This window comes from Paeniroseomonas aquatica (genome assembly GCF_030409335.1).
GTDB classification, from domain to species: domain Bacteria; phylum Pseudomonadota; class Alphaproteobacteria; order Acetobacterales; family Acetobacteraceae; genus Belnapia; species Belnapia aquatica.
The window spans coordinates 1-6,248 of the sequence record NZ_JAUFPN010000290.1 but is presented as its reverse complement, the minus strand read 5'-3'; the positions used below and the strand labels follow the sequence as shown (position 1 = coordinate 6,248).

Genomic DNA, 6,248 nt, shown 5'->3' with positions numbered 1-6,248 from the left:
CCCGACCATCCCAACTCATTTCGCGTACAGCTTCTTAGGACCAGATATCATCAATCCAATGTCTTCAGAAGAAGTCAGAGCTATGCGCAGATCACCATCAACAATTCGAGCTCTATTCTTTGCACCAAAAAACTCATGAGAACTTGATTTAGATAAATAATTAACTAAGGTCATTCCGTCATGAGGGACTGATATCATTCGGAAACTGGACGTCCAACCATCTTCATTTTCAAAAGAAAATAAATGGCGTAGGTCTTCACTGTTTATTCCCTTTGCATGAGCCTGTTTTATGTTTTTAGCATTTCTATCGTGAATGTTTTGGCACCATACTGGATGATCAGAGCCCAGAGAAACTACGGTGGTAGGAACAAGATTGATAAGGTCACGATGAGGATAATCGTAAATTGACCGGGGAATTTCATCAAATTCAAGCCGTGCCAAAATAGAGGAGAAATTTGATCCAGGCTGTGTGAGTGGGTAAAACTGACTTCCGTCGAATTCTACTCCATCAGAAAAATCAAGCCCTACAACTCCTTTAGAAAAATTTCTTATTAAATCCGGCACACGTTTTTGCACGGCATCAATGAAATTTCTAGATATTGAATCATCATTATCGAGGCGTGTCATGGTATAGAACTCGCCATCAGAAACAATCGAACGGATTATAACGCCCCAAGAAGGATACGGACCGCATCGCAGAATAATAGTATTTATTTCGCCTCCAATTGATTTTTTAATCTTGTCTTCCCAATGCTGCTCGGTATTTTGATCTATTAGAATAAGCCACACGAAATCTTTGTTGTGTTGAGAGCTGACAGACCTTGCGCAAAATTTCGAAAATAAATTTATACGATGCTCCATCCACTCAGAATCGCGAGTTTTTTGATCATTCTTGTCTTTTGCTAACGAATGAAACGCAAGATTAAAACGCGTTGCTAAAATATGTTTAAAAAGCATTACAAAAATCCCAATTGGTTAAGCGGCTTCTTTTGATAATTTTAAGCGGCAACCGTTCAAGCGGTCATACTCACTGTCTAGTTTCCGAATGACACAATCCAAGAACTCCGCTCGTTTGGCAAAAGTATGCTCTGCAAGCACATGCTCCGCCGCGGCACGCAATACATCCTTTGATACCGCGGCACCGGTCGCACGGGCGAATGTATCCAGAAAGCCCTCCCCCTGCCTATGCGTCACGACCGTATCCCTGAAATACGATGCGATTCCCTCGCAATCATCCGAGATAACGGGCCGGCCACAGGCCACCGCATCGAAGATGCGGTTCGAGACGATCTCCCAGCGGCGCATATCCTCCCAATGGTCGTTCAGGACCACCCGCGCCCCACGATAGAGGTCGCCGAGCTCGTCATTCTGGATGAGTTGGGATTTCACGATGGACTCGGGCAACAGGGCGGCCCAGCCACCGCCATGAACCTGCAGCCCGACCCCGGCTTCCGCCGCAGCCCTGACCACGGGCCGCGAAACCCCGCGTGAATTCCCGACGAAGACAACAGGCTGGGATTCCATGTCCTGCTCGGTAGCGTTTTCGGCGGGAAAGAAGATCCGGCTGTCGGTGCATTGCGGCAGCACCGAAATGGGGCATTTCACCAGGTCGGCGAAGGTCCGCACGAATTTGGCTGAAGCGGCGAAGCACCGGTCATAGCCATTGATCTCCTCAACCGTGACCTTGTCGGGATGGCTGATGATCCAAAGCAGATTGATCTGCCCCGGCTTCGGCTGATAGCGGTCCAGGCCACGCAGGGTCAGGCACACGTCGTCGGACGCGGATTGGGGGCTATACCAGTCGTCCAGGCAGTCGATCCGTACCGCATGGCCGCGGGCTTCCAGCTCCCGCCGCAGCGAGTTGGCGAAGTACCAGTCGCCCCACCCATCGGCGCGCTCCAGCTTCGGGCAGCCAATCTTGATGGCGACCCGCAGCCCGGCCGTGCATCTTTCGCGCGCTGCGGTCAGAAATTCGCGCGCGCGGACGTCATAGGTATGGTGTTCCATCACCAGCGCCCGGGCCCTGGCCGTGGCCTCGGCCCGCTTTGCATCATCGTTCACATAAAGCTGCAGCAGCTCAACCAGGGTCTCCTTGCTTGAGTAGGTGGGCAGGACATCCGGGAAAGCCTCTGCGACACCAATCGCATTGTTCGTCAGAACGAGTGCGCCTGCCGCCAGGGAATCGAATACCCGACTGTTCAACGACCCCCAGGTCGCGGTGACGAAATTCGAATCGTCGATGACGACCTTCGTGCTTTTGTAAACATCGACCATCCGGTCATAGGGCAGGACGCCACCCCAGAAATGGCTTGCGGCCGGATGGGCATCCCATCCCTTGCCGTAAAACCGTATGTTCAGGCCTCCGGCCTCGTCGAGCATGGAGACGACTTCACGCGGCGATCCCCAGAAATGCCCGGTGAACGCCACATCGGAGGCCAGCTTGGGATCGAGTGCGCCACCCTTCGAGAAGCGCTGCCCATCGGTGCCGATCCGGAGCAATGCGACCGAGCGGCATAACTCCTCTTCCATATAGCGCCGAGCGTGTTCGGAGGAGGCGAACCACAGGTCGAAGCGCTCTCGCCAGGGCCTGCTAACCCATCGATGGAACCAGTTACGGGCCCAGCCGACAACAGTGGCAGTCGTCCCCAGACCGGAGACCTTCCGTACGTCGAAGTCGTCAGTCATGACGACGAGATAGTCTATGTCGGTCGCATCAACCGGTTCATTTTTGTTGAAGAAGTAGCTACGTGACGGCGTCGTCCGCTCCATCGCGCGCGCGAAATCAAGGGCAGTCATGTAGTCGCCGGCAGTGGCCTCAGGTCCAAATTCCGATACGACGAAGCCGAAATGCAGTTTCCGCCCAGTCCAGTAGCCATTCCCTGCGAGTTGTTGGGAGCGGAGGGTACGCCTGAGGGTGTAAGACCAGCGTCCACCGAAATACGTGCTGTTCCGGTTGCGTCGTTCGGTGACGCTTGCTGGCATCTGTCGCCTGCTATGGGCGCGAACATGGACAGCGCTGATGCTGTTGACCGAGATGTTCGTCTTGCCAGCCGCAAGACTTCGCAAGCAAAGATCGATATCTTCCCAGCCGTAAAAATATTCCTCGTCGAAGCCACCCAATTCCAGGAACACCGACCGGTCCATAGCGAAAAGGGCCGCTGTTGCAGCGGGCACTTGGACCGCATTGGAATTTGCCTGCGGACAATCGGTCAAAAGGCGGCTTTCGAACGGCTTCGCGCCGCCCGGCGCCGCCGGATCAAAGTGAATCGCAACGTGCTGGGGTGCTTGAGCGCCAAAACGAGAGTTGGAAATAGGCGGGTCCAGCAGCTTGATGCCAACGACACCGATCTCTGGTGTCAAAAACCGCGCCATCTCTCCAATGATAGGAGCAGTCAAGTAAATATCATTATTTATAAATAAAATAATATCTTCTGTGGATAGGCTCGCTCCGTAGTTATTAGATTCAGAAAAAGACGAAGTGCGCGGGCGAATAATGTGCTCCAGCGGAAGCCGAGCTGAAAATGTTGAGATAACATTCACGGTCTCGTCTATGGATTCATGATCAATGACAATGATGCGCTGAAAACTATGTTCCTCATATCGCTGGATGCTATCAAGCAACGGACCGAGAACGTCGGCGCCGTCCTGCGTCAGGATGACTGCGGCAAAGGTCGTACCCGGCTTTTGGAAACGCGGCCGTGCAAGGAGAGCTTGCATCGGCATTGATGCCGCTGATGGATTGTAGCCGAAGGGCGAAAAGCGCACTTCGCGGGTAGGCGAGGTCAGTGCGCCGCGTCTCGTCCGGGCTCGTGCGCTGACGGATACGGTTTCTCCCTTGCAGATGTTCGGCGGTATCTCCACCGTGAAGCCCGCCACATCGGAGCCGCCCTTCTTTGTTGCCACATCCTTCCGCCGGGAGAGGGCACGGCCGCTAGCAAGCGGCACATCTTCGAGGAACACATCGACAGTCACCGCAGCGCCAGGTTGTGACGGATCGCGCGCCCACCCAGCCGCCAGCAACGTACCATTCGAGGTAACACGTATTCCTTCAAAAGAGCCTTCGACCTCCTGAGCAATGGCCAACACATCAGGGACAGATTCGACGTCTGGTTCTGGTGCACTGCCAAGTGGGCCTACCGCAAACACGATTTTGAGCGACGGTAAGACGAGGCGCAGGGCACGCTTTGCAGTCCGCGCTGAACAAGACACCTGCAAACGCACGCTGGGCATGCTTCCCTCGCCCGTTGGCCCGGCGACCGTGGCTTTCTGAAGCACTAGTCCACCAGCCTCGAGTTCTACGGAAAGCCCCTCGACCAGAGCAGCGTCGCTGACCGTAAAGGCGGCTTCGACAGTCAGTTGTCCGGCCTTGAAGAAGGCCGACCGGATCACGATCCCAAGGCCGATCCCTGGGCTACGTCCCAGGTCGATCCTGACCTCGCCAGCCTGTGCCGTCCCGACCGCCACCAGCGCTCCGGGAGCCGCAGGCGCCGACACCGATAGGCCAATAAGCTGTGGGCCCAATCGCTCGATCACCGTCGAGCAGGAATCCGGCGCATCACCGGAATGGTTGAAAACCTGCCAGGACCGGCGCTCCAGTTCAGTATCGCTGGCATAACCAACTATGTAGCGGAGCTTCCCCGATGCGCTAGCCTGAGGGATGACGATAGCATCTGCTTGCCACGGCCGTTGCGAGCTCATCGGGTACAATGACAGCGTCGCAGATTTCGGCACGCCAGCCAGGTCGGTCGCATAGCGCGCAAGCTGGAGATTGGCGATGTCCATTATCGGCTTGCCCTCGAGGTGGCAAAGCACGTGGACTGCTTGACCAAGCGTCGACATCGTCGGCCACCACGCAACGAATTCGGTCCATTCGAGCCCAATCTCGAGCCGCAGCTTCGATCCGGAACGCCATCTCCAGCCCTGTTTTGGGCCGCCGTCATCGGCTAGCCCAATCATCAAAGCAGTCTTCTCATGTCCAAGCGAACGGAATTGACCTTTTAAAATTACCGATTCAGGACCACTGGTATTCGAAACACCGGCACTGAAAAACATGCGCGCAGATTGCTGCACATTGCTAAAATCGATGTGTGCCGTGGCTTCGCTGTCGGACAAGAAGCGATATGTGGCCTGTGGTTTCTTTCCACCGCCGCCGAACTCGACAAACATCCTCGTGGAAATGTTTGTCCGGTGGGCCAGCGCAAGCTCAACCGGCAGATCCTGAGCCGCTAGGCTGGGAAGCAGGTTAAAGCTCAGGTTTGGGGCGTCTGGCTTGCTAATCACCTCGTCAGGCGGATCGGTGTCTGGCGGATCTGTCACTGGCTTCCCAACCGCAACATCGGATGGTCTCAAGGCCATCGGTGCCGTAGCGGCGGTCGCTACAGTGGCAGCCCCAGCGCCGGGTGCGACGTACTTCACACAAAAGGACGTTGGAAACTTCGAAACCTGTACAGAAACAAAATACTTCTTTTCACCAATGGTCGAGCTAATGGCCGGAGGCAAAGAAATAGATATAGTCTGGGTATTGCTATCCAACCGATATGGTTTTGCGGCTACCAGCGCCAGGACATGGTGGCGCAGCGCTTTCTCGCCGAGCACGGCAACCCAATCAAAGTCCGCGCACTCTCCGCGAGCCTTCGAAAAATTCAGCTCTACCTTCGTCCCCGGCACCGTGGCGATCCCGGGATCGATCGGCCATAGGACACGAACCCACTTCTCGCCAGCGTCGAAGCTAAACTCATGCCCATTGCCATCGGCAGAGATGCTTGCCTTGACATGACGAATATTGCCGCTCGCCTCGATGAGGAATCCGTCATCAATAATACTGAAACGACTTGAAATCGCCGAAGGAATAATCGATACGATTTTTGCATCGACGACCGTTTTGGTAATCACACTCATTATATATTCCTTTTCGATGGGCACCAAGAAGCAGTTTTTTCTTTGGCTCATCCTGAAATTAGGATAGCTTAAAATTTATTAGTGCTTATTAGGCCGTATCATGCTGCACCATCAGCTCGAGGTACTGGCCATAGCCGCTTTTCCGCAGGGGGGCGGCCAGCGCCAGCAGCTGGGCATCGTCGATGAAGCCGCGGCGCCAGGCGATCTCCTCCGGCGAGGCGACCTTCTGGCCGGTGCGCTTCTCGATCGCCCGGACGAACTCGCCGGCCTCCAGCATGCTGTCGTGGGTGCCGGTATCGAGCCAGGCATAGCCGCGGCCGAGCTTGGCGACCCGGAGCGTGCCCTCCTCG

The 6,248-nt window shown here is 55.2% G+C and carries 2 protein-coding genes and 1 pseudogene; all 3 read right to left on the bottom strand.

Features of this window, described 5'->3' with window-relative positions; genetic code table 11:
• Positions 1-15: 15 nt before the first annotated feature.
• On the bottom strand, positions 16-957 hold the full coding sequence (locus tag QWZ14_RS29690; RefSeq protein WP_290320678.1) for a glycosyltransferase: 942 nt from the start codon (positions 955-957) through the stop codon (positions 16-18).
• A gap of 18 nt (positions 958-975) precedes the next feature.
• Positions 976-5,898 (bottom strand): glycosyltransferase family protein, encoded by a 4,923-nt coding sequence (locus QWZ14_RS29685; RefSeq protein WP_290320677.1) that lies wholly within the window; start codon positions 5,896-5,898, stop codon positions 976-978.
• Positions 5,899-5,986: 88 nt separating this feature from the next.
• Positions 5,987-6,248, bottom strand: a pseudogene (locus QWZ14_RS29680) (glucose-1-phosphate thymidylyltransferase RfbA); the annotation flags it as partial.